The 26,174-nt window shown below is 71.1% G+C and carries 20 protein-coding genes; 9 read left to right on the top strand and 11 right to left on the bottom strand.

Translation table 11 applies throughout. The annotated features are described in order from the left end of the window. Positions 1 to 123: 123 nt before the first annotated feature. The 3 genes from BUQ68_RS05535 to BUQ68_RS05525 all read right to left on the bottom strand — a co-directional run bounded on the left by BUQ68_RS05535 (position 124) and on the right by BUQ68_RS05525 (position 3,929). Positions 124 to 1,332: an acetyl-CoA C-acetyltransferase gene (locus BUQ68_RS05535; RefSeq protein ID WP_075214947.1), complete on the bottom strand. Its 1,209-nt coding sequence runs from the start codon at positions 1,330 to 1,332 to the stop codon at positions 124 to 126. A gap of 284 nt (positions 1,333 to 1,616) precedes the next feature. Further along, entirely contained in the window at positions 1,617 to 3,410 is a 1,794-nt protein-coding gene (locus BUQ68_RS05530) for an acyl-CoA dehydrogenase C-terminal domain-containing protein (RefSeq protein ID WP_075214946.1), read from the bottom strand. A 135-nt stretch (positions 3,411 to 3,545) separates the two neighbouring features. Continuing rightward, positions 3,546 to 3,929: a MerR family transcriptional regulator gene (locus tag BUQ68_RS05525; protein WP_095407294.1), complete on the bottom strand. Its 384-nt coding sequence runs from the start codon at positions 3,927 to 3,929 to the stop codon at positions 3,546 to 3,548. 607 nt (positions 3,930 to 4,536) lie between these two features. Between BUQ68_RS05525 and BUQ68_RS05520 the strand changes: the two genes are divergently transcribed. The 3 genes from BUQ68_RS05520 (at position 4,537) to BUQ68_RS05510 (ending at position 10,592) form a co-directional block, all read left to right on the top strand. Further along, complete coding sequence (locus BUQ68_RS05520) at positions 4,537 to 8,616, top strand: peptidoglycan-binding protein (RefSeq protein ID WP_075214944.1); 4,080 nt, start codon at positions 4,537 to 4,539, stop codon at positions 8,614 to 8,616. Positions 8,617 to 8,871: 255 nt separating this feature from the next. Further along, positions 8,872 to 9,801: a sulfite exporter TauE/SafE family protein gene (locus tag BUQ68_RS05515; RefSeq protein WP_075214943.1), complete on the top strand. Its 930-nt coding sequence runs from the start codon at positions 8,872 to 8,874 to the stop codon at positions 9,799 to 9,801. Next, positions 9,798 to 10,592: a TIGR02186 family protein gene (locus tag BUQ68_RS05510; RefSeq protein WP_075214942.1), complete on the top strand. Its 795-nt coding sequence runs from the start codon at positions 9,798 to 9,800 to the stop codon at positions 10,590 to 10,592. Before BUQ68_RS05515 ends, BUQ68_RS05510 begins: the two co-directional genes overlap by 4 nt. Positions 10,593 to 10,612: 20 nt before the next feature. Here BUQ68_RS05510 and pdeM read toward each other — a convergent pair whose 3' ends face one another. Beyond that, positions 10,613 to 11,332, bottom strand: coding sequence for a ligase-associated DNA damage response endonuclease PdeM (pdeM, locus tag BUQ68_RS05505; protein ID WP_245293169.1), 720 nt, complete (start codon positions 11,330 to 11,332; stop codon positions 10,613 to 10,615). Between the two features lie 224 nt (positions 11,333 to 11,556). Here pdeM and BUQ68_RS05500 point away from each other — a divergent pair, with 224 nt between their 5' ends. Next, positions 11,557 to 12,750 (top strand): pilus assembly protein TadG-related protein, encoded by a 1,194-nt coding sequence (locus tag BUQ68_RS05500; RefSeq protein WP_075214941.1) that lies wholly within the window; start codon positions 11,557 to 11,559, stop codon positions 12,748 to 12,750. Positions 12,751 to 12,788: 38 nt separating this feature from the next. Here the strand turns inward: BUQ68_RS05500 and BUQ68_RS05495 are convergent, their stop codons facing one another. The 3 genes from BUQ68_RS05495 to BUQ68_RS05485 form a co-directional block, all read right to left on the bottom strand. After that, the gene (locus tag BUQ68_RS05495) at positions 12,789 to 15,290 is read right to left on the bottom strand and encodes a ligase-associated DNA damage response DEXH box helicase (RefSeq protein WP_075214940.1); all 2,502 of its coding nucleotides are present in this window, start codon (positions 15,288 to 15,290) and stop codon (positions 12,789 to 12,791) included. An 81-nt stretch (positions 15,291 to 15,371) separates the two neighbouring features. Continuing rightward, positions 15,372 to 16,370 (bottom strand): class I SAM-dependent DNA methyltransferase, encoded by a 999-nt coding sequence (locus BUQ68_RS05490; protein WP_075214939.1) that lies wholly within the window; start codon positions 16,368 to 16,370, stop codon positions 15,372 to 15,374. Positions 16,371 to 16,593: 223 nt separating this feature from the next. Then, entirely contained in the window at positions 16,594 to 17,007 is a 414-nt protein-coding gene (locus BUQ68_RS05485; RefSeq protein ID WP_075214938.1) for a tellurite resistance TerB family protein, read from the bottom strand. A 194-nt stretch (positions 17,008 to 17,201) separates the two neighbouring features. Here BUQ68_RS05485 and BUQ68_RS05480 point away from each other — a divergent pair, with 194 nt between their 5' ends. Then, positions 17,202 to 18,866: a lysine--tRNA ligase gene (locus tag BUQ68_RS05480; RefSeq protein WP_075214937.1), complete on the top strand. Its 1,665-nt coding sequence runs from the start codon at positions 17,202 to 17,204 to the stop codon at positions 18,864 to 18,866. A 435-nt stretch (positions 18,867 to 19,301) separates the two neighbouring features. Here the strand turns inward: BUQ68_RS05480 and BUQ68_RS05475 are convergent, their stop codons facing one another. Next, positions 19,302 to 20,060, bottom strand: coding sequence for a thermonuclease family protein (locus BUQ68_RS05475; protein ID WP_075214936.1), 759 nt, complete (start codon positions 20,058 to 20,060; stop codon positions 19,302 to 19,304). Then, positions 20,060 to 20,716 (bottom strand): helix-turn-helix transcriptional regulator, encoded by a 657-nt coding sequence (locus BUQ68_RS23025; protein WP_075214935.1) that lies wholly within the window; start codon positions 20,714 to 20,716, stop codon positions 20,060 to 20,062. Before BUQ68_RS23025 ends, BUQ68_RS05475 begins: the two co-directional genes overlap by 1 nt. Positions 20,717 to 21,015: 299 nt before the next feature. Between BUQ68_RS23025 and BUQ68_RS05465 the strand changes: the two genes are divergently transcribed. Both BUQ68_RS05465 and BUQ68_RS05460 read left to right on the top strand, forming a co-directional pair. Beyond that, complete coding sequence (locus tag BUQ68_RS05465; protein ID WP_075214934.1) at positions 21,016 to 21,366, top strand: DUF952 domain-containing protein; 351 nt, start codon at positions 21,016 to 21,018, stop codon at positions 21,364 to 21,366. Continuing rightward, positions 21,363 to 22,460 carry a quinone-dependent dihydroorotate dehydrogenase gene (locus tag BUQ68_RS05460; RefSeq protein ID WP_075214933.1) on the top strand — a complete coding sequence of 366 codons (1,098 nt, stop codon included), beginning with the start codon at positions 21,363 to 21,365 and terminating at the stop codon, positions 22,458 to 22,460. Before BUQ68_RS05465 ends, BUQ68_RS05460 begins: the two co-directional genes overlap by 4 nt. Before the next feature lie 109 nt (positions 22,461 to 22,569). Here BUQ68_RS05460 and BUQ68_RS05455 read toward each other — a convergent pair whose 3' ends face one another. Further along, positions 22,570 to 23,175, bottom strand: coding sequence for a c-type cytochrome (locus BUQ68_RS05455; RefSeq protein WP_075214932.1), 606 nt, complete (start codon positions 23,173 to 23,175; stop codon positions 22,570 to 22,572). A gap of 242 nt (positions 23,176 to 23,417) precedes the next feature. On the opposite strand from BUQ68_RS05455, the gene BUQ68_RS05450 reads away from it, so the two are divergent. Both BUQ68_RS05450 and BUQ68_RS05445 read left to right on the top strand, forming a co-directional pair. Further along, a complete protein-coding gene (locus tag BUQ68_RS05450; protein ID WP_075214931.1) occupies positions 23,418 to 24,179 on the top strand; it encodes a 3-deoxy-manno-octulosonate cytidylyltransferase in 762 nt (253 codons plus the stop codon). 121 nt (positions 24,180 to 24,300) lie between these two features. Beyond that, entirely contained in the window at positions 24,301 to 25,191 is an 891-nt protein-coding gene (locus tag BUQ68_RS05445) for a prephenate dehydratase (protein WP_245293168.1), read from the top strand. Between the two features lie 26 nt (positions 25,192 to 25,217). Here BUQ68_RS05445 and nudC read toward each other — a convergent pair whose 3' ends face one another. Next, the gene (nudC, locus tag BUQ68_RS05440) at positions 25,218 to 26,171 is read right to left on the bottom strand and encodes an NAD(+) diphosphatase (RefSeq protein WP_083656310.1); all 954 of its coding nucleotides are present in this window, start codon (positions 26,169 to 26,171) and stop codon (positions 25,218 to 25,220) included. Positions 26,172 to 26,174: the final 3 nt, after the last annotated feature.

Genomic DNA, 26,174 nt, shown 5'->3' with positions numbered 1-26,174 from the left:
ACCACCCACGCATCGTAAGCGCGGTGCCAATGCCTGGGTGGTCCGGCTGAACCGGACCATGACGAGCGCGGCGCAACACCCCCGTCATCGCCCACTTCCAGCGCACAACCCGCGCGTCTGCCCTCACACCCGCTCGATGATCGTCGCCGTGCCCATACCCGCCCCGATGCAGAGCGTGACGAGCGCGGTGTTGAGGTCGCGCCGCTCCAGTTCGTCCAGCACCGTGCCGAGGATCATGGCGCCGGTCGCGCCAAGCGGATGGCCGAGCGCGATGGCGCCGCCGGCGACGTTCACCTTGCCGTGGTCGAGGTCGAACGCCTGCAGGTAGCGCAGCACCACCGCGGCGAAGGCCTCGTTCACCTCGAAGAGGTCGATGTCGGCGACCGTCATACCGGCGCGCTTCAGCACCTTCTCGGTCACGTCCACCGGGCCGGTGAGCATCAGCGCCGGGTCGGAGCCGATGTTGGCGAAGGCACGGATGCGGGCCCGCGGCTTCAGCCCCGCCGCCGATCCGGCCGCCTCGGAGCCGATCAGCACCGCCGCCGCCCCGTCCACGATGCCCGAGGAATTACCCGCGTGGTGCACGTGCTCCACCCGCTCCACGTCCGGATGGGCCTGCACGGCCACCGCGTCGAAGCCGCCCATCTCGCCCATGATGGCGAACGAGGGCTTCAGCGCGCCGAGGCTCTGCATGTCCGTGCCGGGTCGCATGTGCTCGTCGCGGGCAAGGATGGTGAGGCCGTTGACGTCCTTTACCGGTACCACCGAGCGGGCGAAGGCGCCCGCCTCCCAGCTCGCCGCCGCCCGGCGCTGGCTCTCCACCGCGTAGGCGTCCACGTCGTCGCGGGAGAAGCCGTACTTGGTGGCGATCAGGTCGGCCGAAACGCCCTGCGGCATGAAGTAGGCGGGCAGCGCCACCGCCGGATCCACCGGCCAGGCGCCGCCGGCCGAGCCGATGCCGACCCGGCTCATGGATTCCACGCCGCCGGCCACCACCATGTCGTGCTGGCCGGCCATGATCTGGCCGGCGCCGAAGTTCACCGCGTCGAGCCCGGAGGCGCAGAAGCGGTTGATCTGGATGCCCGGCACGTGGTCGCCATAGTCGGCGGCGAACACCGCCGCGCGGGCGACGTCGCCGCCCGCCTCGCCGACCGGATCGACGCAGCCGAGCACCACGTCGTCGACGTGGCGCGTGTCCAGCCCGTTCCGATCACGCAGGGCCTCCAGCGCCGCCGCGGCAAGCCGGACCGTCGACACCTCGTGCAGCGATCCGTCCACCTTGCCCCGCCCCCGGGGCGTGCGGACATGATCGTAGATGAAAGCCTCGGCCATGGTCGTCCTCCACTGCGCCGCGCTGGTGGCGGCATCGTCTTGTTTCTCTGCGTCGGGCGGGGGCGCGAGAGCGCTCTTCGCGGTCGGCGACGGAGCCGACACCCCTCTCTCCCACTCTCTCCCTCAAGGGGAGAGAGGGCTCGTCGGTGGTTCAGGCCGGAACTGGCGGGCCGATGTATCCTCACCCTCTCCCCGTACTCCACGCAAACCCTCTCCCCTTGAGGGAGAGGGTAGGGTGAGGGGTGGAACCTCCGCCGCTGGCCGCCCGTCGTCTCAACATCCCCTCAGAACGCCTCCGCCGGCAGCGCCATCACGGCCTCGCTGCCCGCCTGGATGCGGGCGAGGTGCGCCCCTGTCTCCGGCATCACGCGCTCCATGAAGAAGCGCGCGGTCACCCGCTTGGCCTCCAGGAAGGCCGGGTCGCCGTCGCCGGCCGCCAGCTTGGCCTTCGCCGCCGCGGCCATGCGCAGCCACATGGCACCCATCACCACGAGGCCCATCAGGTGCATGTAGTCGGTGGAGCCGGCGCCGGCGTTGTCTGGGTTCTTCAGGCCGTTCATCATGAACCACATGGTGGCCTTCTGCAGGTCGTCCATGCCGGCCTTGAGGCCCTTGGCGAGCGGCGCGAGATCCGGATCCGGCCCATGCGCGGCCACGAGTTCGGCGCAGTCCTTGAAGAAGGCCGTGATCGCCCGGCCGCCGTCCTTCGGCAGCTTGCGGCCGACGAGGTCGAGGGCCTGGATGCCGTTGGCGCCCTCGTAGATCATGGCGATCCGGGCGTCGCGGACGAACTGCTCCATGCCCCACTCGGCCACGTAGCCGTGGCCGCCGAACATCTGCTGGGCCATCACGGCACACTCGAAGCCCTTGTCGGTGAGCACGCCCTTCACCACCGGCGTCATCAGGCCGAGATAGTCGTCCGCCGCCTGCCGCTCCGCCGGGTCGGCCGAGCGGTGGGCGAGGTCGGACATCAGCGCCGTGTGGAGCATCAGCGCCCGGCCGGCCTCGTTGATCGCCCGGATGGTCAGCAGCGTGCGGCGCACGTCCGGATGCACGATGATCGGGTCCGCCGCCCGCTCCGGCGCCTTCGGGCCGGTGAGGGAGCGGCCCTGGATGCGGTCCTTGGCGTAGGCGGCGGCATTCTGGTAGGCCACCTCGCCCTGGCTGAGGCCCTGCACGCCGACGCCGAGGCGCGCCTCGTTCATCATCGTGAACATGGCCTTCAGGCCCTTGTGTTCCTCGCCCACCAGCCAGCCGGTCGCCCCGTCGTAGTTCATCACGCAGGTAGCGTTGCCGTGGATGCCCATCTTCTCCTCCAGCGACCCGCAGGATACGGCGTTCGCCGCGCCGGGCTCGCCGGCCGCGTCCGGGATGCGCTTCGGCACCACGAAGAGCGAGATGCCCTTCACGCCCTCCGGCGCGCCCTCGATGCGGGCGAGCACCAGGTGGACGATGTTGTCGGTGAGGTCGTGTTCGCCGGCGGAGATGAAGATCTTGGTGCCGGTGATGGCGTAGCTGCCGTCGCCGTTCGGCACCGCCTTGGTGCGCAGGAGACCGAGGTCCGTGCCGCAGTGCGGCTCGGTGAGGTTCATGGTGCCGGTCCAGGTGCCGGCGATCATCTTCGGCAGATAGACCGCCTTCTGCTCGTCGGTGCCGTGCAGCGTGATGGCCGCGATGGCGCCTTGGGTCAGGCCCGGGTACATGCCGAACGCCATGTTGGCGGACGACACATACTCGCTCACCGCGGCCGCCAGCGTGTACGGCAGGCCCTGGCCGCCGAAAGCCGGGTCCGCCGCCAGCCCCGTCCAGCCCGCGCCCGCATAGGTCTCGTAGGCGGCCTTGAAGCCCTTCGGCGTCGACACCCGGCCGTCGTCGTGGCGCACGCAGCCGTCCCGGTCACCCACTCGGTTCAACGGCTGCAGCACCTCGGCGGCGAACTTGCCCGCCTCGGTCAAGATGGCTTCCACCACGTCCGGGGAGGCGTCGGCGAAGCCAGGCAGGTTGGCGTGCCGTTCCATCCCGAACACGTCGTTGAGAAGGAACAGCGTGTCTTCCACCGGGGCGCGGTAGCTCGGCATGGTGCGGGTCTCCCTGGCATCGTCATGGCCGGGGCGGCGCTCGTCCCGCCCCGTTCGTTGGCATGAGGACCACTAGACCTTACGTTTGCGTAAAGGTCAACTCCCTTCGACGTGATCGGGCCCGCCGTACACCCGTCACCGCTGGCCGGCCGCCTCCTTCTCCTTCAGAAGCCCGGACACCACCGAGGTTGTCCGCCGCAGCTCGGTCAGCGCCTGCTCGATGTCCTTCTTCTGCTGCTCCAGCACGGCGATCTGCTCGTTGAAGCGGCCGAGCGCCACGCGCAACTGCGTCACCTGCCCGTCGCGGAGGTCGTAAAGGTCGAGCATGTCCTTGATCTCGGTCAGCGAGAAGCCGACCCGCTTGCCCATCAGGACGAGTTTCAGCCGCGCCCGGTCGCGCCGCGAATAGAGCCGGTTCAGCCCGTCGCGCTTGGGGTTGAGGAGGTTCTTGTCCTCGTAGAAGCGCAGCGTGCGGAGCGTCACACCGAACTCGCGGGCAAGATCGCCGATGGTGAACATGCCGGACTTGGACGCGTCGCCGTCGTCCGAATCGAAGTCGTCCACGTCGATGTCCGAGGACTGGGCATAGGCGGCGGATTGGTCGATCGCCATGAGGTCTGGTCCTGTCTCTGCTATTCTGTGCGCGGGCGATCCCCGCGGGAGTTCATATGCGCGGGCAAAGCCCGCGAGAGAGGGTTCCTGTGCGCGGAAGGCATGGCCCTACGCCGCCACCTTCCGTCAACGTCAGGTGCAAGATGACATCGCCTTGCCGCCGCGGCAACTCTCCCCGGGGCGGAAACGCGACGCGATAGTCGCCGCAACCCCGCCCGCCCGGCTTGTTTCGGGTGCGCGCGCGATCCCCGACACCCCGCATGAAACCGTCCCGTGACGTCGCGCCCGCCCTGGCCCGGCTGCCACAAGGCGTTCGAAAAAGACAGAATTTCAGCACATGTATGAAGTGCGCGACCCGGATTCCGACGCTCCGTTAACCGGCTGTTTACCGTATCCGCAGAGATTCGAATGCATCAGCCACGGAAGGTGAGACTCTGTTCACGTCCCTCTTCCGGAGGCGGAGGTGCCGCGGCTCTGCTCGCTGGCGGCGCTCCGACGGATGGGAGAGGCAGGCATGACATCGCGATCCGCTTCGCGCCAGGCACACGCATTCGGTGGCGGGCGGGACGACGACACGCTGCCGGGGCTCTCGGCCGGTCCGGAACGGGTCGACTTCGGCGCGGGCGAGCGGACGACTGGTGCCGTGGAGGTGGGCCGTGGCGAACGGGGCGACGAGCAGATCGGCCGTATCCTTCAATCTCTCGACAAGCTGGGGGCCCGCATCAAGGCCATGTCGGCCGAACCGGCGGATGCCGTCCGCAGCCATGATCCCGGTGGCGAGGTGGTGTCCATGAGCGAACCCCAGAGCGCCCCGCGCGGCCCGGTCCCCGAGCGGCGCCAGCGCGTCAATCCTTCGCTGGAGCTGCAGCGCGCCGTGGAGCAGATCGTGCGCAAGCGCGACGCCATCGACCGCGCCGCCGCGCCCGCCCGTCCCGAACCGGCCCCGCGCGCCCGTCTGCCGGACCCCGGCCCTGCCGCCGCCACCCTGCCGCCCGTGGCCGCCCATCCAGCCGATTCAGCCGCCCTCGACGGCATGCGCGAGGAGATCCGCGCCCTTCGCGCCGCCATGGCGGACCTTGCTCCCGCGGCCCCGCTCGCCCGGCTGGAAGGGCTCTACGACAGCATCGTCGCCAAGCTCGACGGCATGCAGGACCTGATCGGCGATCCGCGCGTGCTCACCCACATGATCGACAGCCTCGCGGAGGTGCGCCGCACCCTTGCCGACGCCCCGAAGGCCGGCGACGTGCGCGCCCTCGCCACCGAGGTCGAAGCCCTTGCCGCCAAGCTGGAAGGCCTCTCCGGCACCGGCACCGGTACCGGCCGCGAGGCCCTTGAGGAACTGGAATACCACCTCGCCCAGCTCGCCACCGCCGTCGTCGACCTCGACGTGCGCGGCGCCGTCAACCAGGTTGAGGATCGTCTCGCCGACGTGCTCGGCCGAATCGCCGCTGTGGAGGGCCGGCTGCCGGACGGCGGCACGCTCGAAGAACTCGCCCGCGGCCTCGACCGCCAAGGCACCGCCCTCGCCCAAGTCCAGCAGAAGGTGGAGCAGATCCCCCGCGTCGCCTTCGCGGTGGAGCGCCAGTCGGCGGCCTTCGACGAGATGGCCGGCACGCTCGCCATCCTGCCGCGGCTTTCCGACGAGGTGTCCGACATCCGCCAGGCGGTGGCCGACGGAGCCGCCCGCACCGGCGAGGGCACGGCCGCCGTCCTGGAGCGCTTCGACGCTCTCAACCGCCGCCTCGACGAAGCCGGCCCCGTTCTCGACCCGGAGGTCGTTGCCGGTATCGGCCAGCGGCTCGACGATCTCGCCGGCCATCTCGCCCGCCTCGACGGCCCTGCCGACACCGCCGCGCTTGCCCAGATCGAGGGTCGACTCGGCGAGCTCGCCGACACGATCGACCGGCGCCTCGCCGCCCTCTCCGGCGACCTCGACGCTCGCCTCGCCCACCAGTTCACCGCCGCCGTCGAGCGCATCGAAGCGGAGGTCTCCCGCAACGCCGACGGCGACCGCCTCGCCGGAATCGAGACGGCCATCGGCCGGCTGGCCGACAGCCTCGGCGCGGGTCCGATCGCCGACGTGGAAAGCCTCGTCGACGAAATCGCGCGCCTTCGCGCCGAGCTGACCGACCTGCCGGCGGTGTCGATGGTCGGCGTGGAGGCGGAGATCCGCACCCTCGCCAACCGCGTCGATGCGCTCGCCCGCCCGTCCGCCGACGCCCGCGCCTTCGAGCGTCTGGAGACCCGCCTCGCCGACATGATGGCGCGGCTCGACGACCGCCCGAACGGTCTCGACGGGATGGCCGACGCCCTCGGCCGCATCGAGGCCGCTCTCGGCCGTACCGCCGAGGCAGCCCCGGCTGGACGCTCGGCCGGCGAGCTTGACGCCGTCCGCCAGACCGCCGACGCCCTCGACCAGTTGAAGACCGACCTCGGCGGCTTCCTCGGCGAGTTGCAGGCCGCCGGCCGCCGCGACCGCGACCTTCTCGCCTCCATGAACGAGACGCTGGAGCGCCTCGTTGCCGCCAGCCGCCAGCCCGCGCCAGTCGTGATGCCGACCGCCGCCGTGACGCCGGTGGCGGCCCACACGGTCGCACCGATCTCCGTCTCGCCGGCCGCTCCCGCCCCGTCCGCCCCCGTCTTCGCACCGCGTGCGGCCGACGAACCGAACGCGGACCCCGCCGTCTATCCGCTCGGGGAGGACGACCTCCAGCCGACCCCCGGCGTGGCCAATCCGGACAGCTTCGAGAGCACCCTCGGCCTTGTCCGCCGCGCCGCGCCGGAGCAGCGCCCGATCGCCGTCGACATGGACTCGCCCCTCGACCGAATGCCGCCGCCGGCCGAATCCCGCGCGTCGTCGCGCCTCGACGCGGCGCCGGAGCCGCAGAGCTGGGACGAGATCGAGCGCACGCTCGCCGAAACCCTCGGCCGCCGCGGTGGCCGTCGCACCGTCGACCGGCCCCACGAGCCGATCGCCGTCGAGGCCGTGCTCCCCGACGAGGCGGAACCCGCGGAGCCGCTGGCCGACGCGGACCGTCCGCTGGAGCCCGGCTCGGGCAAGCCGTCGGCGCCGCCGCGCGCCGCCGCGCCCGCCGCCGACGAGGCCGCCCGGCCGAAGGCCGAGCCGTCGAAGGCCGATTTCATCGCCGCCGCCCGCCGCGCCGCCCAGGCGGCGACGCCGCCCCGCCCCGAACCGGCGGGCCCCCGTCCGGTTGCCGGCATGCCCGAGACGGGCGAACGCGCCGGCGGTCTCGTCGGCGTCCTCAAGACGCATCGGCGCAAGCTGCTGATCGCCGCCGCCGGCCTCGTCGCGGTGGTGATCGCGGCGCGCCTCGTGGTCGGCTTCCTCTCCGATGCGCCGGAGGTGGCGCCGGTCGACGTGTCCGCGCCGCTCGACGACGTCGGCACCGGCGATCCGATGGTCGATCTCTCCACCGCCGCCAAGGCCGAGCTCGCCGAGCTTGCCGCGGGCGCGGGCGAGACGCTTCCGACGCCCGAAGGCACGCCGCCCGCCGTCGCGCCCATTCCGCCGGCCGCCATGCCGGATTCGGTTGCCGTGCAGCCGGCCCCGCTCGGCCCGGCCGGCAGCTTCGACCGCACCGCGTCGACGGAGCCGTCCGCTTCTGCCACCGATCCGGCGCCCGCAGCCGAAACCGCCGCCATCGACCCGCCGCCGGCCGCCGACGAGATCGTCGACGTGGAGGCGGCCGCGACGCCGTCGCCGGTCGCCGCCGTGCCCCTGCCGCCGGAGGCCGTCGGCTCGCTGGCGCTCCGCCAGGCGGCCGCCGGGGGCAATCCGGTGGCCCAGTTCGAGGTGGGCGCCCGCTACACGGACGGCCGCGGCGTCGCCCAGGATCTTGCCGAGGCCGCAGTCTGGTACGAGCGCGCCGCCGCCTCCGGTCTGGCGCCGGCCCAGTACCGGCTCGGCAGCCTCTATGAGAAGGGCCAGGGCGTCGCCCGCGACGTCAAGACGGCGGAACGCTGGTACCGCAGCGCCGCCGAGGCGGGCAACGCCAAGGCCATGCACAACCTCGCCGTCCTCAACGCCGAGGGCAGCCTCGGCGCGCCCGACTACACCGCCGCCGCCCGCTGGTTCGAGGCCGCCGCCGATCTCGGCGTGCGCGACAGCCAGTACAACCTCGGCATCCTCTATGCCCGCGGCCTCGGCGTCGCCCGCGACCTCACCGCCTCCTACAAGTGGTTCGCCATCGCGGCGACCGCCGGCGACGTGGACGCCGCCAAGAAGCGCGACGACGTCGCCCAGGTGCTCGACAAGGACAGTCTCGCCCGCTCGCGGCTGGCGGTTGAGACCTGGTCGGCCCGTACGCCCGACCCGCAAGCCAACGAGATCCGGATCGAGGACAGCACCTGGAGCCAGGTGCCGGAAAACACCGCCTCCGTCACCACGGCGGATCCGATCGCCACCGCCCAGCGCCTCCTCGCCGCCCGCGGCTACAACGTCGGCCCCGCCGACGGCAAGCTCGGCCAGCGCACCCGCGACGCGGTGACGGCCTTCCAGGCCTCCAAGGGCTTGCCGGCCACCGGCGTCATCGACACCACGCTTCTCCGCGCCCTCGCCGAGCAGGAGATCTGATGCGACCGGTCGGGCGGATCCGCCCGGCCGGCCACGCCCACTCCCCCGTCGCCGCGCGACGGAAAGCCAGCCACGGCGTGAAAAGCGGACCCGTGATTGCCGCAATCTATGGCTAGGTCGGGACGGCCGCGCTTCCAACCGCGCCGGACGACCGGGCGTTTTGCCCGGATGCAACACTTGATCCATCGTTTTCGGGCATGGTGACGGCTCTTCCGGTCGGCACCCCTGCCAGGCATCGCGCGCGAGTCCGCCTTCGTGGAACTCTATCTGCCCATCGCCGAACTCCCGATGAACGTCTTCATGCTGGTCGGCATGGGGGCGGCGGTGGGCTTCCTGTCCGGCATGTTCGGCGTCGGCGGCGGATTTCTTCTCACGCCGCTCCTCATCTTCTCCGGCATTCCGCCGGCGGTGGCGGTCGCCACCGTGTCGAGCCAGATCGTCGCCTCGTCCACGTCCGGCGCCCTGTCCTATTTCCGCCGCAAGGCGGTGGACGTGAAGCTCGGCAGCTATCTCCTGGTGTCCGGCGTCTTCGGCTCGTATCTCGGCGTCATGGCCTTCACGCGCCTGCGCGAACTCGGCCAGCTCGACCTTGTCATCGCGCTCTCCTACGTCACCCTCCTCAGCACCATCGGCGCCCTGATGCTCACCGAGGCGCTCCGCGCCATCGCGGCCCAGCGCTCCGGCAAGCCGCTGCCGGTCAAGCGCCCGTCTACCCAAGGGTGGATGCAGCGGCTGCCGCTGAAGGTGCGCTTCTCCCGGTCCAAGCTGGTGGTCTCGGCCATCCCGGTCGCCTGCCTCGGCCTGATCATCGGCTTCCTCGGCGCCCTCCTCGGCATCGGCGGCGGCTTCATCATGGTGCCGGCGCTCATCTACCTTTTGAAGGTGCCGACCGCCATCGTGATCGGCACCACCTTGATGCAGACCCTCGGGTCCATGGCCTTCGCCACCATCGCCCAGGCCTCCACCAACCAGACCGTGGACGTGGTGCTCGGCCTCTGCCTGATGATCGGCGGCGTGATCGGCGCCCAATTCGGCGCGGAGGTCGGCCAGAAGCTGCGCGGCGAGACCCTCCGGGCGCTGCTCGGCCTCCTCGTCCTCTCCGTCGGTCTGCGCTTCGCCGTCGATCTGGTGCTGACGCCGGACGACCTCTACTCCCTCTCCTTCCCGACCGGAGAGCAGCTGTGAGGTGCGGGGTCGCGGCCCTCGCGGGCCCGTTCGCCCTTCTCCTCCTGCTCGCGGCGGCCCTCGTGTCCACCGGCCCGGCCGCGCGCGCCTACGAGCTCGTCACCGCCCTCTCCAACGACCGGGTGTCGATCACCTCCAACTTCACCGGCGCCAACGTGGTCGTGTTCGGCACCATCGAGCGCGACTCCCAGTCGGTGTCCCGCCCGTCCGGGTTCGACGTGGTGGTGACGCTTGCGGGTCCGCTCACCTCCATGGTCACCCGGCGCAAGGACCGCACCTTCGGTGTCTGGATCAACGCGGAATCTCAGCGCATGCGGCTGGTGCCCTCCTTCATGGCGATCCGCTCCGACCATGCGCTTGAGGAGATCGCCCAGGACAGCCTCAGGGCGCGCCTGGGGCTCGGGCTCGACATGCTGCCCATCAACGCCCAGACGTCGCTGTCGCCGCCCGCCCGCAATCCGTTCGAGTCCGCCTTCGTGCGACTGATGGAGGAGAGCGGCCTCTACAGCCAGATCGACGGGAGCGTGGAATTCCTCAGCGCCCAGCTGTTCCGCGCCACCATCGCGCTGCCGGCCAACGTGCCGGTCGGCGTCTACACGGCGCGGGTCTATCTCTTCAGCGACGGCGCGCTCCTCCACAGCACCGAGGACGAACTCGTCATCGGCAAGGTGGGCTTCGAGCAGTACATGACCACCTACGCGCACCGCCACGGCCTGCTCTACGGCATCGGCACGGTGCTGATCGCCTGCCTTACCGGCTGGCTTGCCGGCATCCTGTTCCGCCGCGACTGATTGGTCGTGCGCCGCGGAAATCAGTCCGGCAACAGGCTTGCGCCGCGCACCGGATAGACGCGCTCCTCGCCGATCATCCAGGCGATCAGCCGCGACCGTTCGAACAACCCCAGATAAGCCCGGTCGAGCACGTTGAGCCCGCCCGTGTAGGCGCCGAATGCCGGCAGGATGCAGCGCTCCCCGTCGGTGGCGAAGGCGCGCCGCCGAAGCGACCGGCCGCGCACGCCCACCCGGGCGCACGGATGCAGATGGCCCGCCACCTCGCCGGGCTCGCCGCCGACGGACGGCTCGTGACGGAACACCACCGGCCCGATCGCCACCAGGTCGCAGGCGCTGCCGCCGAGCAGCTTCGGCGGCTCCGGGTCGTGGTTGCCCGTCACCCACAGCCAGTCGGCCGACCGGGTCAGCGCGCGGATCCGCTCCCCATCGCCCGCCATCAGCCGGCCTTCCGCCGTCCGGTCGTGGAAGCTGTCGCCAAGGGCGATCACCCGGCGGGGCGCCAGCCGCCGCACCACCGCCTCCAGCGCCGTCACGGTCGCGCGGGTGTCGTAGGGCGGCAGGAAGTGGCCGCGGGTCGCCGCGGACGAGCCCTTCTCCAGGTGGAGGTCGGCCACCACCAGCGTCTCCTCCGCCGGCCAGAACAGAGCCCCGGACGCGTCGAGGCGCACGGCCGCGCCGGCGAGGCGCACGAGGCCGTCACGGGTCAGCACGGGCAGGTCCTCGGCCAGGAGGGCGGTCAACGATGAAGTCTCTCCGGCTGTTAGGCGTGGCCTCGAACCGAGGTCCGCAAAGGGCGCCAGCCGCCTTTGAATCAGGTTCCCGCCGATTCGGGAATCCCGTAGCCGGTCACAATCGGTCGCAGTTTTCGCGTATAAGTTGCTGCACTTTAGCAAGTTGCGTTAGCTTCGTGTTCTCATTTGTATGCGAGGTTCGTTAAATGACAAATTTTGTGCGGGACGCTCTCATGGCTCTTGGTCGGCTAAAGGCGGCAGTCAATGACCGTACTGGCGGAATCGCGCCGTTTTTCGCCCTCCTGCTCGTCCCGCTCCTCGGCAGCCTCGGCGCGGCGATCGACTATGGCGCCGCGGTCGGCGTCCGCGACCGGATGCAGGAGGCGTTGGACATCGCCGTCCTGGAAGGCGCCCGCGTGGCGAAGGGTGGCGCCGGCACGGACACCGTCCGCGGCAAGGCCGAGACATCCTTCGACCAGAACATCGTGGGCGTGGGGCTCACCGACATCACCCGCTCGTTCACACCCAGCAGCGGCCTCGTCGCCGGCGTGGCGACCGCCACCCAGGACACCAGCTTCATCGGAATCCTCGGCATCGAGACCATCGACATCCAGGTCACCGCCCAGGCCGCCTACTCCGGCAGCGGCCCCTGCATCTACATCATGGCGGCCACCGCCTCCCAGGCGCTCCTCATGAACGGCGGCGCCCACGTGACCGCCAAGGGCTGCGAGGTGCACGTCCACTCCACCGGCAATCCGGCCGCAATGTTCAACTCCAACACCACCCTCGACACCGCCAAGACCTGCATCAAGAGCACCAAGATCACCAAGAACGGCGGCACGCAGACCAATCTCAGCACCGGCTGCGCCGCCGCCGCCAACCCCTACGCGGGAACGATCCCGGCCCCCAGTTCAGCCACCTGCACCTACAACGGCACCAACTACAACGGCGGCACCATCACGCTCTGGCCCGGCGTCTACTGCGGCGGCATCAACTTCAACGGCACCAGCGACATCACCCTGCAGCCCGGCACCTACGTCATCAAGAACGGCGACTGGAACGTCAACGGCGGCAAGATGCGCGGCGACGGCGTCACCATCTATTATGCCGGCACGGCGAAGATCCAGTTCAACAGCGGCATGGACATCGACCTGAAGGCGCCGACCTCCGGCACCTACAAGGACATCCTGTTCGCCGAGAACGAGGCGAACAGCCTGTCGTCCCTGGTGTTCAACTCCTCCATCCGCGAGCGCTTCCAGGGCATCATGCACCTGCCGCGGCGAAACGTGACCTTCAACGCCAAGTCCGACGTGCAGGGCGAGAAGTTCGTGCTCGTGGTCAACACGCTCATCCTCAACACGGTCACCTGGTCGCTCTCGCCGATGAGCGGCGGCGGTGGCGGCGACGGGGTCTATCTCGCCCACTGACGGCCCGACCCGGCAGGCGCGGCTTCGCACCGGCCCGCTCAGCCCATCGCCTCGGCGATCAGATCGTCGGCCGCCTCGCGCAGCAGCGCCTCCTCGCCCTCGCCGCCCGCCACGCGCTCGCGGCCGATCTCCAGCATCACCGGCACGGCGAGCGGCGAGATCACGTCGAGCCGCTTGTGGACGATCTGGCCCTTGATGCGGGCGAGCATCTGGGAAAGCCGCGCGATGTCGAGGAGGCCCCCCGCCGCGTCCGCCCAGGTCGCCCGCATCAGGATGTGGTCGGGCTCGTGGGCGCGCAGCACGTCGTAGATGAGGTCGGTGGAGACCGTCACCTGCCGGCCCGACTTCTCCTCCCCCGGATGCTTCTTCTCCACGAGGCCGGAAATGAGCGCGCAGGCCCGGAACGTGCGCTTCAACAGGTAGCTGTCGGCCATCCAGGCGTCGAGGTCGTCGCCCAGCATGTCCTCGTCGAACAGCGCCCGCACGCTTGGCCGGCCCAGGGCGAACAGGTGGCCGAGGTCCTCCAGGCCCCACACGGCCACGCAATAATCCGTCGCCACGAAGCCGAGCGGCTTGGCGCCCATCCGGTCGAGGCGGCGGGTGAGCAGCATGCCCAGGGTCTGGTGGGCGAGCCGCCCCTCGAACGGATAGGCCACCATGTAGTGCCGGTTCGACCGCGGGAAGGTCTCCACCAGGAGTTCCTCCCGCTTCGGGATCACCGACTTCAACTGCTGGATCGCCAGCCATTCGGCCACCTGGGTCGGCAGCGTCTTCCAGGCCTCCGGGTCGCCCAGCATCCGCCGCACCCCGTCGGCCAGGAAAGTGGAGAGCGGGAACTTGCCGCCCGCATAGACCGGGATCTTCGCCTCGTTGGTCTTCGAGCGCGAGACGATCACCTCGTTCTCGCGGATGCCCTCGTAGCGCAGCACCTCCCCGGCGAAGAGGAAGGTGTCGCCGGGGCTCATGGTCTCGCAGAAATACTCCTCGATCTCGCCGAGCACCCGCCCGCCCATCACCGGGCCGGTGCCGCGCGCCTTGCCGCCGAGCCGCACCTTCAGAAGCGGCGCCTCGATGATGGTGCCAACGTTGAGCCGGTACTGCTGGGCGTGGCGCGGGTGGGTCAGACGCCACGTGCCGTCCGCCGTCTGGCGGATCTTGGCATAACGCTCGTAGGCCCGGAGCGCGTAGCCGCCGGTCGCCACGAAATCCACCACCCGGTCGAACGTCTCCCGGTCGAGGTCGCGGTAAGGGTAGGCCGAGACGACCTCCAAGTGGAAGTCCTCCGCCCGGAACGGCCCCGCCACCGCCCGGCCGAGCACGTGCTGGGCGAGCACGTCGAGCGCCCCCGGCCGGATCGGCGGCGTGTCCTGGGCGCCGAGATAGTTGGCGTCGAGCGCCGCCTTGCACTCCATCACCTCGAACCGGTTGGCCGGCACCAGCACGGCCCGCGATGGCTCGTCCATTCGGTGGTTGGCGCGGCCGATCCGCTGGGCGAGCCGGCTCGCCCCCTTGGGCGCCCCCACGTGGACCACGAGATCCACGTCGCCCCAGTCGATGCCGAGGTCGAGCGTGGAGGTGCACACCACCGCCCGCAGGCTCCCCGCCGCCATGGCGGCCTCCACCTTGCGCCGGCGCGAGGCGTCGAGCGAGCCGTGGTGGAGGGCGATCGGCAGGGCGTCGTCGTTGTGGGTCCAGAGTTCGGCGAACAGCATCTCCGCCTGGGAGCGGGTGTTGACGAAGATGAGCGTCATCGTGTGGGCGGCGATCTCGCGCATCACCTCGCCGATGGCGTAGCGCGCCGAATGCCCGGCCCAGGGCACCCGCTCGTCCGTTTCCAGGATGCGGATCTCCGGCCGCGCCCCGCCCGCCACCGTGACGAGATCGGCAAGCACCGTCGGCGCCCCCGGCGCCTGCGGCACCAGCCAGGCGCGGAGGTCATCCGGCTCCGCCACAGTCGCCGACAGGCCCACCGTGCGGATCGCCGGCGCGATGGCCCGGAGCCGGGCGAGGCCGAGCGACAGGAGGTCGCCGCGCTTGGAGGTGACGAGCGCGTGCAATTCGTCGAACACCACCGTCTTCAGGTCCTCGAAGAAGGTCTCGTGGTCGTTGCCGGCGATCAGCAACGCCAGCTGCTCCGGCGTCGTTAGCAGGATGTCCGGCGGCGCCAGCTTCTGGCGCTGGCGCTTGTGGGAGGGCGTGTCGCCGGTCCGCGTCTCCACCGTGATCGGCAGCCCCATTTCGGCGACCGGCCGCTCCAGGTTGCGCTCGATGTCGACCGCGAGCGCCTTTAGCGGCGAGATGTAGAGCGTGTGGATGCCGCGCCGCCGGGTTCCCGGCTTGTGCCGGCCGCGCGCGGCGATCTCCACCAGCGACGGCAGGAAGCCCGCGAGCGTCTTGCCGGCGCCGGTCGGCGCGATCAGGAGGGTCGAGCGCCCGGCGCGCGCATGGTCGAGCAGCGCCAGCTGGTGCGGCCGGGGGCTCCAGCCGCGGGCGGCGAACCAGTCGAGAAACCGGGGCGGCAAGGGATCGGAAACGGACATCGGCCCGGACCATAGGCCGTCGACGCCCGCCGCTCCAGCCTTCATCGCGCGCGCGCTCAACCCGAACGCCCCTCCCCCACCTCAGCCGGCGACGGCCCCGACCCCATCACCGGTGACGATCACCTTCTCCGCCGCCAGCCCCGGCGCCGCGACCATCCCGCGCCGTCCGAGCACCACCAGAAACCCCTCCATCGGCGCGCCCCGGTCCTCGCGCAGCGTCTCGCGGCGAAAGGCCAGCACGGCGAACCCCGTCGCCTCCGCAAGCCCTCGCAGGTAGGTCTCCCCGTGGGCATAGCGCAGGCTTTCCCGCAGCACCACGTCGCCCGTGTCGGCGGCCTCCACCGAGAAGGCGAACAGGCCGTCCGGCGAGAGCCGGCCGGCAACCGCCGAAAACACCGCCTCAAGCGTGCCCACGTAGACGAACACGTCCGCCGCCGTGACGAGGTCAAGCGGCGTTGTTTCCGCGCCGAGATGCGCCGTCACGTCGCCGACCGCCAGACCGTCGTACAGCGCCTTCTCCGCCGCCTTCGCCACCATCTCCGGCGAGAGGTCGACGCCGGAAAGGTGCGCCGTCCGGGCGCGCAGCACCGCGCCCATGAGGCCGGTGCCGCAGCCGAGGTCGAGTGCCCGTCCGAACGCGGGCGCCCCTTCCCCCGCCGGCCGCACCTCGGCGATGAGCGCGCCCAGGCGCCACGGCACCTGGTACTTCAGCGTCTCCACGAGCGCCGCCTCGAACCGGTCCGCGTAGTCGTCGAAGAGGCCGCGCACATAGGCCTCCGGCGGCGTCTCCGGCACCGGCGCCCGGCCGAGCGCGGCCAGGCGCAGCGCCGCGCCGAAGAGATCGTCAGGATCCGCCGCGAGCGCCGCCGTGAGCGCCTCGGCCGCGCCCGCGCCGTCGCCCTTGGCCGTCCGCGCGTCGGCAAGGCCGATCAGCGCCGGCAGCCAACCGGGCGCGCGCTCCAGGGTCTGTTCGTAAAGGTCCGCCGCGGCGCCGTGATCCCCCTCGGCGGCATAGGCGCGGGCATAGGCATAGCGACGGTCGGCCAGAAGGTCGCCGGAGGAGAGCGCTTGGGGTGACAAGGAGGACTCGGAAAACGGAAGCCGATGACGGCGAGCGTGATGCGCCGGCCGACGCTGAACTTCAAGCGGAATCGGCACGAGGTCCGATCCGCGCCACCGCCGGCGCCGCGCGCCTCGACCCCGGCGACGGGTGCGCACCCGCGCCGCATGCCTGATCGCCGCCGCCGGCCGTCTAGCGACGGCGCTTTCCGATCCCGACCGGCAATCGCCGGCGCCGCGCCGCTCAGGCTTGGCGGCGGTAGCGCACCCGCGCCGAATGCTCGATCGCCGCCACGGCGAGCTTCGGCAGCTCGAACCGGTCCTCCAGCATCTGCAGGAACACGAGTTCCTCCTGCCGCACGAGCAGGTCCACCGCCGCCACCTCCACCGCGAGCGCATAGGCGGTCTCGCGAAGGCGTGGCGGGATGGCTTCCGCAACAAGGTCGAGGATCTCGTCCAGCCCGCCCTCGTGGCCGAGATTGCCGACGCAGAGCTCCACCGTACGGGCGAGCGGCCCCTCGTAGGCCTGGAACACCGGCAGGGTCGTCACCAGCCCCCCCAGCTTCTCCATCTCGGCCTCGGTCATGGCATGATCCGCCGCCGAGGTGGTCACCATCACCCAGATCAGCGCGTCCTCGGTGCTCAGCTTGGCGGCCATGGCCGGTCCCGTCCCTTCATTGCAATCGTCGCCCATGTGGGACGGATCGAGGCGAAGCGCAAGCGGGGCGATAGGATTTCGGGTGGCGGCCCTGATGCCCTCCCCCTCCGCCGTTGACGCCGCCCGCCCCCCTTCCTACTGTCGCGCGCCCGCGAAACCCGCGGCTGACCCGAACCCCAAGGCCTTGTTTTCCGATGACCACCTCCGCCGATCCCGTCACCCTTTCCGATCCCGCGCTCCTCGCCGCGGCCGGCCGCTCCAAGGCCTGGCCGTTCGAGGAGGCGAAGAAGATCGTGGCGCGGCTGGAGAAACGCGGCCATCCGGAAAAGGGCGTCATCTTCGAGACCGGCTACGGCCCGTCGGGCCTGCCGCACATCGGCACCTTCGGCGAGGTGGCGCGCACCACCATGGTGCGCCACGCCTTCCGCGTGCTCACCGAGGACCGCATCCCGACGCGACTGCTCTGCTTCTCCGACGACATGGACGGCATGCGCAAGGTGCCGGACAACGTGCCCAACGCGGCGATGCTGCGCGCCCACCTCGGTAAGCCGCTCACCCGCGTGCCCAACCCCTACGACACCGAATGGCCGAGCTTCGGCGACAACAACAACGCCAAGCTGCGCTCCTTCCTGGACACCTTCGGCTTCGACTACGAGTTCATGTCGGCCACCGAGGAGTACGCCAAGGGCACGCTCGACGAGAAGTTGCTCGTCATGCTGGAGCGCTACGACGCCGTGATGGCCATCATGCTGCCGACGCTGCGCGACGAGCGGCGGCGCACCTATTCGCCCTTCCTGCCCGTACACCCGAAGACAGGCGTCGTCATGCAGGTGCCCATCGAGGAGCGCAACGTCGGCCGCGGCACCATCGTGTGGACCGACCCGGACACCGGCGAGCGGTTCGAGACGCCGGTCACCGGCGGCCACGCCAAGGCGCAGTGGAAGCCCGACTGGGCGCTCCGCTGGGCGGCGCTCGGCGTCGATTACGAGATGAGCGGCAAGGATCACATCGACAACGTCAAGACGTCGTCGAAGATCTGCGAAGTGCTCGGCGGCACGCCGCCCGACGGCTTCAACTACGAGCTCTTCCTCGACGAGAACGGCGAGAAGATCTCCAAGTCCAAGGGCAACGGCCTGACCATCGACGAATGGCTCGCCTACGCGTCGCCGGAAAGCCTGGCGCTCTACATGTTCCAGAAGCCGAAGACCGCCAAGCGGCTGTTCTTCGACGTCATCCCGCGCGCGGTCGACGAGTATTTCGCCTTCCTGGACAAGTACCCGGTCCAGGACCCGGACACGAAGCTGCAGAACCCGGTCTGGCACATCCACGCCGGCGCGCCGCCGTCGGAAGGCACGCCGGTCGGCTTCTCCATGCTGTTGAACCTGGTCTCGGCCAGCCACGCCCACACCAAGGCGGCGCTCTGGGGCTACATCTCCCGCCACAGCCCGGGCCTGACGCCGGAGACCAACCCCAAGCTCGACGAGCTCGCCGGCTACGCCATCCGCTACTACGAGGACCGGGTGAAGCCGTCGAAGGTGTTCCGCACCCCCGACGACACCGAGCGCAAGGCCCTCGCCGCCCTGCGCGACGCGCTTTCGGCCCTGCCGAAGGACGCGCCGGCCGAGACCATCCAGGACGCCGTGCTGTCGGTCGCCCGCACGTTCGAGCGCTACCAGGATGCCTCCAAGAAGAGCCCGGACGGTGGCCCCGGCGTCAGCCTCGACTGGTTCGCGGCCCTCTACCAGATCCTGCTCGGCCAGGAGAAGGGCCCCCGCTTCGGCTCCTTCGTCGCCCTCTACGGCCTCGACGAGACCGCCGCCATGATCGACGCGGCGCTGGAGGGGCGGCTGACGGTTTGATCGGAATAGGCGTCCCGGCACTCGCCGGGACGCCGCCCTGACCAGCGCGCGAGCCGGCCTCGCGGGGGGATCGCGCGCTGCCCCTTGGCGCCCGCTAAGCTCGTCCCCCACCCCGCTCGTCATGGTCCGCGCAGGCGGACCACCCACGCATTCCCACCCCCACCAGACCGACCATGCCTGGCTGGTCCGCCTGCGCGGACCATGACGAGCGTGGGCGCATGGCCTGGCGAACGCGTTGCGCGACCGGCGTCCTCTCAGACCGTCATCCCGGCGAACGCCGGGATCCAACCGACAGCGCCCCAATCGCAACGGCGAGGATGACTCCGCCGTCGGCTGGGCCCCGGCTTTCGCCAAGGTGACGGTTGGGGGTAATCGCCAATCCCTTTCGGATCGCGGGTCGAGCTCCACCGACCCCCGCCTTTGTCCCCTCACCCCCTACCCCGCGATCACCCCCAGCGGCGCGCTGCCGAAACGCCCGCGCTTCTTCTCGCGGGCCGTCGCCTGCAGGGGGGCGAGGTCGATGAGGCTTCCGTCCGGGTCGGCCCAGCCGTTCTCCACCAGCCAGGTGGCGAGGTCGCGACTGCCGACCATGCAGCGCGCGACCGGCGCGCGCGGGTCGGTGGCGTCCACCGTGGTGCAGCCGACCGATCGGCCGCCGATCAGGCGCGCGAGCTCCGCACGGGCCTTGGCGCCGCAGCGCCAGATCTGGCCATCGGCGTCCGTGCAGGTGGCGTCGAAACCCGGCACCGTGATGCCGGCGATGGCCACCACCAGGGCGTCGGAGCCCTTCACCGCGCGGAAATGGCCGGCGTCCAGCACCACCACGCGGGCGTAGCGGTCCGCCGGCTGGTCGGTGGCCTTGGCGGTCACGCGCGGTGCCGGCTTCACCCGCATCAGCGGTCCGGTCACGGCCGGCCCCGGCGTCACGCCCACCGGCGTCACGTCGCGCACGGCCGCCAGCGTCTCGGCGACGACCACCGGCGCGTCCCCGTCCGCGGCCACGCCGTCGCCGGCCTCCGCCGGGCGGAGTTCGCCGTTGGCGCTGGCGTCGGCCACGAAGCCGGGCAGCGAATCAAGATCGGGCGGCGCCAGCGTCAGCCACACGAGGCCGAGCATCAGCGCGGTCACCGCCGGCCCGCCGAGTAGCGGCAGGGTCCAGGTCTTCAGAAAAGAGCGCTTCGGCTTCCGACGCATCACTGGCTGACCCACAGGATGCGCAACAGGGAAGCGACGGCCGAACGTTCCACGATCCGTTCCTCTGCGTGGCCCGGCACCTCCAGGTGCAGGGCGGTTTCCGTCACGGACGCCACCTCCCCGACGAGGTCGGCGCCATCCGTCATGCGAACGAGCACCCGGTCACCCGGCATCGGCCCGTCCACCCGCACGACGATCAGCTGGTCGCGGCTCCGATAGAGCGGTCCGGCTGCCGCCGCCGGCACCGGGACAACGTGCGGCATGGCGTCCGGATCCACCGAAAGAGCCGGCGCCGCGGCGGCCGCCCCTCGGATAGTTAACGTTCCATCCCCCGCGTGGCCGTCCGCCGATCCGGCTCCGCCGTCGTCGGCGAACCCCATCGGCGGCGTCTTTGCGGCGGCGCTCGCCGGTCCCGATCGACTCTCCACCGCGATCGCCATGGCGCTGAACTCCTGCAGCGGCGTGTTGGTGGCCTCCAGCACCTTGGCGAGCGATTCGGTGGACGGCCAGCGTTGTCGGCCGTCCACGGCGGTGCGCTTGGATCGGTTGAACGTGGTCGGATCGAGGCCGGCGCGGCGCGCAAGGCCTGACGGCGTCAGTCCGTTCCGGGCTGCCAACCAGTCGATCAGTCCCCAGATCTGGGTATGCGTGAGCATCGTCCATCCATTCCAGCATGCCCCCGGGCCGCAACTCATTGATCCCCCGCGACTCATAGTTTGGAGAACATATCATTGCGAATCTCTGCTGTCGGTCACGATCCGTCGAGCCGGCGCGCCGGCCGGGCGCGCGCAAAGACCAAGACTGTGCACCCTGCCGCCCCGGCGCGGCGGCGGCGGCGCTTGTGCTTGGCCGCCCGCGCCGCTACTCGTCTTAATCGTCGCGCCTTGCGTCGGGCGCTTCGGGCCGTGCGGGCGCCGACCCGACGAGACACCACCCACCGGACAGGGACCATCCGTTGCACGCCCTCATATACAAGATCGCCCCGCGCCCGCTCTTTGCGGCGGCCGAACGCGACGGCCGCTTCACGGGCGCGCCGGTCGATCTCGCCGACGGCTACATCCACTTCTCCACCGCCGAGCAGGTGGCCGAGACCGCCGCCCGCCACTTCGCCGGCCAGACCGACCTGGTGCTCGTCGCCGTCCGCACCGCCGGCCTCGGCGCGGCGCTCGTCTACGAGCCGTCCCGCGGCGGCGCGCTCTTCCCGCATCTCTACGGCCCGCTCGACCTTGCCCACGTGGCCTGGGTAAAGCCGCTCCCGCTTGAAGGCGGCGTCCACCGCTTCCCGCCCCTGGAGGAGGGTCCGTGAGCGTTCCGGCCTTCCTCGGCGGCCTCGGCGCGGCTGCGCTCCGCCGCCTCGACCCGGAAACGGCCCACGGCCTCGCCATCCGGGCGCTCGCCCGCGGCCTCGTCCCTCCGGTGACGCACGAGCCCGATCCGAAGCTGGCGGTGCCCTTCTTCGACATGGTGCTGCCGACGCCGATCGGCATGGCGGCCGGTTTCGACAAGAACGCCGAGGTGCCGGACGCGCTCCTGTCCCTCGGCTTCGGCTTCGTGGAGGTCGGCACCATCACGCCGCGCGCCCAGGCCGGCAATCCGCGCCCGCGCATCTTCCGCCTGCCGGAGGACGGCGCGGTGATCAACCGGCTCGGTTTCAACAACGAGGGCCACGGCCCTCCGCTCCGCCGGCTCGCCGGGCGGGTGGGCCGGCCGGGCGTCGTCGGCGTCAACGTCGGCGCCAACAAGGACAGCGACGACCGGGCCGCCGACTATGTGGCCGGCATCGCGGCCTTCGCCGACTGCGCCGCCTATTTCACCATCAACGTGTCGTCGCCCAACACGCCGGGCCTGCGCGACCTGCAGGCCCGCGACGCGCTCGACGACCTGCTCGCCCGCGTTCTGGAGGCTCGCGACACCCTCGCGGACTCCGGCCGGCGCCGGGTTCCGGTGCTCCTGAAGATCGCGCCCGACCTCACCGAGTCGGGGCTCGACGACGTGGCGACGGTGTCGCTCGGGCGCGCCGTGGACGGGCTGGTGATCTCCAACACCACCCTTTCCCGCGCGGGCCTCGCCAGCCCGATCGCGCACGAGACCGGCGGCCTCTCCGGCCGGCCGCTGTTCCGGCGGTCCACCGCGGTGCTCGCCAAGATGCGCCAGCGGGTCGGGCCGGCGCTCCCCATCCTCGGCGTCGGCGGTGTGGCCACCGCCGCGGAGGCCGCCGAGAAGATGGCCGCCGGGGCGACCGCCGTGCAGCTCTACACCGCCTTCATCTACGGCGGATCCGGCCTGCCGGCGGCGATCGCCCGCGACCTTGCGCGCTTCGTGGAGCGTTCGGGCCACGCCTCCGTCACCGCCCTCACCGGCACCCGCACCGCCGAATGGGCCGCCCGCCCGCTCGACTGACGACAGCCGGACGCACGCTCGATTCGAACGCAAAACGCCGGCCCCGAGGGGCCGGCGTTTTACATCGTACGGTCGGTGGCCGATCGCCTGCGCGATCGATCGGACGCCATCAGGGCGTCGGCGCCGGGGCGTCCGGGGGCGTCTCGCCCGGAATCTCGGCGGCGGGCGCCTCGGAGGCGGCCGGCAGCGGCACCGGGTTGTCGGAAAGGCTCTGCAGATAGGCGATCAGGTCCGCCCGGTCCTCGGGCTTGCGCAGGCCGGCGTAGCCCATCTTGGTGCCGGGCACCACTTCCTTCGGGTTGGCGAGGAACGCGTCCAGCTGCTCGAAGTCCCACACGTGCGTGTTGCCGTATTCCACCATGGCGCCCGAATAGCTGTAGCCCTCGTGGGTGCCGGGCTTGCGGTTCACCGTCTCCCAAAGGTTCGGGCCGGTCTTGTTCGGGCCGCCCTTCTCGAAGTCGTGGCAGGAGGCGCAGCCTCTGGAGACCTTCAAGCCGTTCTCCACGGTCGCCGAGGCGAGGCGGACGGCGATCGGCTCCACGGCCGCGACTTCCGCTTCGCCGCCGGCGGCTTCGCCCTCGGCGACCGCCACGTCGAAGCCCGGCGTTTCCGGCGCTTCGCTGCTGTAGATCACGTCGGCGAGCAGGCCCGTGCCCATCGCAAACACCATCGAACCGAGGATGGCGGCGGCTACCTTGTTGAATTCGAGGGACATTCGTCAGCTCCGAAGGGGTGACTTCCGGGGCGTTCCCGGTCGATGCGGACCGGTCGCCCGGACCGCGCCGCCTTGGCTGCCGCACACAAAGGAGGGGTGCGCGCGGACGCCGGGCGTCGCGGTCAAAATCGGCCGGAAACTACAAACTTTCCCGACGTCCTGTCCATACGTATAACGCAGGCTCGGTTGATACTTTCAGTCGACGCCTCCCGCCCTGCGACCCCTCCCGGAATCCCGATCCGATGCCCGCCGCCACCGCCGCCCCGACCCCGTCCAACGCCCTCGTGCTCGTTCCGGCCCGCATGGGATCCACCCGCCTGCCCGGTAAGCCGCTGGCGGACATCGCCGGCGCGCCCATGATCGTCCACGTCTGGCGGCGCGCGGTGGAGGCTGGCATCGGCGATGTGGTGGTCGCCTGCGACGACGAGGCGGTCGCCCGCGTGGTCACCGACGCCGGGGGGCGCGCGGTCATGACGCGCCCCGACCACCCGAGCGGGTCCGACCGCATCTTCGAGGCCATCGGCCATGTGGACCCGGACGGCGCCCACGACGTGATCGTCAACGTCCAGGGCGACCTGCCGACCATCGCGCCCGGCGCCATCCGGGCCTGCTTCGCCCCGCTCGAAGATCCGGCGGTGGACGTCGCCACCCTCGCGGCCCTCATCGAGGCGGCGGACGAGCGGGTGAACCCGAACGTCGTCAAGGTGGTGGGCACCATGCTCGCCCCGGATCGCCTGCGCGCCCTCTACTTCACCCGCGCCACCGCGCCCTGGGGCGACGGCCCGCTCTACCACCACATCGGCCTCTACGCCTACCGCCGGTCGGCGCTTCAGCGCTTCGTCACCCTGCCGCCCTCGCCGCTGGAGGTGCGCGAGCGGCTGGAACAGCTCCGCCTTCTGGAGGCCGGCATGCGTATCGACGTGGCGCTCGTCGACGACGTGCCGCTCGGCGTCGACACGCCGGAGGACCTCCACCGCGCCGCCCGCCTCCTCGCCGCCCGCTGAGCCCGGCGGGGGCCGCCATCAACGTCGGGTTTCCAGCCGCGCGGAACCGGACTAGAAGCACCCAGATCCACACACCGGCCGCCGCGCGGCCGGCACCATTCGCATGAAGGACGTTTCACCCGTGTCCGAGCCGAAGTCCTTGACCATCGCCTTCCAGGGCGAACGTGGCGCCAACTCCCATATCGCGTGCCTGGACGTCTATCCGCAGTCCACGCCGCTCCCCTGCGCCACTTTCGAGGACTGCTTCTCGGCCATGCAGTCGGGCGCCGCCGACCTTGCCATGATCCCGATCGAGAACTCCCTCGCCGGGCGGGTGGCGGACATCCACCACCTGCTACCGTCATCGGGGCTCCACATCGTCGGCGAATACTTCCTCCCCATCCGCTTCCAGCTGATGGCCCCGCGCGGCGCCAGCCTCGACACCATCCGCACGGTGGAGAGCCACGTGCACGCCCTCGGCCAGTGCCGGCGCATTATTCGCGAGCGCAAGCTCGTCGCCCGGGTGGCGGGCGACACCGCCGGCGCCGCGCGCCTCGTCGCCGAGGCGGGCGACCTCAGCCGCGCGGCCCTCGCGCCCCGCTTCGCCGCCGAGATCTACGGCCTCGACATCCTCGCCGAGGACGTGGAGGACGCCGCCCACAACACCACCCGCTTCGTCATCCTGTCGCGCGAGCCCGCCGTGACCCGGCCGGACAACGGGCCGGTGATCACCACCTTCGTGTTCCGGGTGCGCAACATCGCGGCGGCGCTCTACAAGGCGCTCGGGGGCTTCGCCACCAACGGCGTCAACATGACGAAGCTGGAGAGCTACCAGCTGGAGGGCCAGTTCTACGCCTCCCAGTTCTACGCGGACGTGGAAGGACACCCGGAGCAAACCGGCCTGCGCTTCGCGCTGGAGGAGCTCGCCTTCTTCAGCCACGAGGTGCGCATCCTCGGCGCCTACCCGGCCCACCCCTTCCGCGAGAAGATCCGCGAGCCGGACGCCGACAAGGGCCTCCGGCCGGCCGAATAGCCGGTCCGGCCGGCCGAGTAGGCCGCTTAGCCTTCCAGCCAGTCCTCGACCAACAGCCGGGCGATCGCCGTCCGCGGCGGGGTGAATAGCCCGTCCTTGTGGGTGCCGGCCACCATGGCGGCTACCTCCTCGCGGTCGAACCAGCGGCAATCTTCCAGCTCGTCCGTGTCCATGGTGATGGCGGTGGTCTCCGCCGCCGCCTCGCAGCCGATCATCAGCGACGAGGGAAACGGCCAGGGCTGGGACGACCGGTAGGTCACCCGGCCGACGCGCACGCCGGATTCTTCGAAGGTTTCCCGGCGCACCGCGTCCTCGATGGTCTCGCCCGGCTCCAGGAAGCCGGCGAGGCAGGAATAGCTGCCCGGCTTGAATCGCGGCTGCCGGCCGAGCAGGCAGCGCGACCCGTCGGTCACCAGCATGATCACCACCGGGTCGGTGCGCGGGAAATGCTGGGCGCCGCAGTGGGCGCAGTCGCGCCGGTAGCCGGCCGCCGACGGCACCGTCGCCCGGCCGCAGTTGGCGCAGAAGCCGTGCCGCTCGTGCCACACCAGCAGCGACCGGGCCTGGGCGACGGCGCCGAAGAGATCGGCCGTCACCAGCCCCTCCAGGGCCAGACTGCGGAGGTCCGTCAGCGTCAGCCCGTCCTCCGGATCCGCCGGCAGCGTGGCGGCGAAGCGCGGCGCGCCGTCCGGCATCCAGCCGAGGAGCACGCCCTCGTGCAGGTCCGCCCCCAGCCGCTTGGCACGGAGGAGATCGAACAGCGCCGGCTCCGCCGTCGTCGGGTCGAGCACGATGCGCTCGCCGACGAAGAGGAAGCTGCCGGCCCGCACGTCCGCGAGCGCCTCCGCCAGCACCGCCGGATCGCCCCGCTTCTCCGACCGCCGCTCGATCGGATTGACCGCGAACGCGTTCCGGCTGGACCGGTCCCCCGCCCCCCCGGGCCGGCTGCTCGTCTCGTCAGTCCTGGAAGTCGTCGTCATCGT

The sequence above is a fragment of the Mongoliimonas terrestris genome, assembly GCF_001927285.1.
GTDB classification, from domain to species: domain Bacteria; phylum Pseudomonadota; class Alphaproteobacteria; order Rhizobiales; family Pleomorphomonadaceae; genus Chthonobacter; species Chthonobacter terrestris.
Note: the sequence above shows the minus strand (reverse complement) of the source record. Positions and strands in the feature narration are given on the sequence as shown.

Excerpts from the sequence above, each read along its gene's own strand:
- BUQ68_RS23025 (WP_075214935.1), bottom strand. The coding sequence starts at position 20,716 with ATGCTCACGCATACCCAGATCTGGGGACTGATCGACTGGTTGGCAGCC.
- BUQ68_RS05525 (WP_095407294.1), bottom strand. The coding sequence starts at position 3,929 with ATGTTCACCATCGGCGATCTTGCCCGCGAGTTCGGTGTGACGCTCCGC.
- BUQ68_RS05500 (WP_075214941.1), top strand. The coding sequence starts at position 11,557 with ATGGCTCTTGGTCGGCTAAAGGCGGCAGTCAATGACCGTACTGGCGGA.
- BUQ68_RS05455 (WP_075214932.1), bottom strand. The coding sequence starts at position 23,175 with ATGTCCCTCGAATTCAACAAGGTAGCCGCCGCCATCCTCGGTTCGATG.
- nudC (WP_083656310.1), bottom strand. The coding sequence starts at position 26,171 with ATGACGACGACTTCCAGGACTGACGAGACGAGCAGCCGGCCCGGGGGG.
- BUQ68_RS05480 (WP_075214937.1), top strand. The coding sequence starts at position 17,202 with ATGACCACCTCCGCCGATCCCGTCACCCTTTCCGATCCCGCGCTCCTC.
- BUQ68_RS05535 (WP_075214947.1), bottom strand. The coding sequence starts at position 1,332 with ATGGCCGAGGCTTTCATCTACGATCATGTCCGCACGCCCCGGGGGCGG.
- BUQ68_RS05485 (WP_075214938.1), bottom strand. The coding sequence starts at position 17,007 with ATGGCCGCCAAGCTGAGCACCGAGGACGCGCTGATCTGGGTGATGGTG.
- BUQ68_RS05450 (WP_075214931.1), top strand. The coding sequence starts at position 23,418 with ATGCCCGCCGCCACCGCCGCCCCGACCCCGTCCAACGCCCTCGTGCTC.
- BUQ68_RS05495 (WP_075214940.1), bottom strand. The coding sequence starts at position 15,290 with ATGTCCGTTTCCGATCCCTTGCCGCCCCGGTTTCTCGACTGGTTCGCC.
- BUQ68_RS05520 (WP_075214944.1), top strand. The coding sequence starts at position 4,537 with ATGACATCGCGATCCGCTTCGCGCCAGGCACACGCATTCGGTGGCGGG.
- BUQ68_RS05475 (WP_075214936.1), bottom strand. The coding sequence starts at position 20,060 with ATGCGTCGGAAGCCGAAGCGCTCTTTTCTGAAGACCTGGACCCTGCCG.
- BUQ68_RS05530 (WP_075214946.1), bottom strand. The coding sequence starts at position 3,410 with ATGCCGAGCTACCGCGCCCCGGTGGAAGACACGCTGTTCCTTCTCAAC.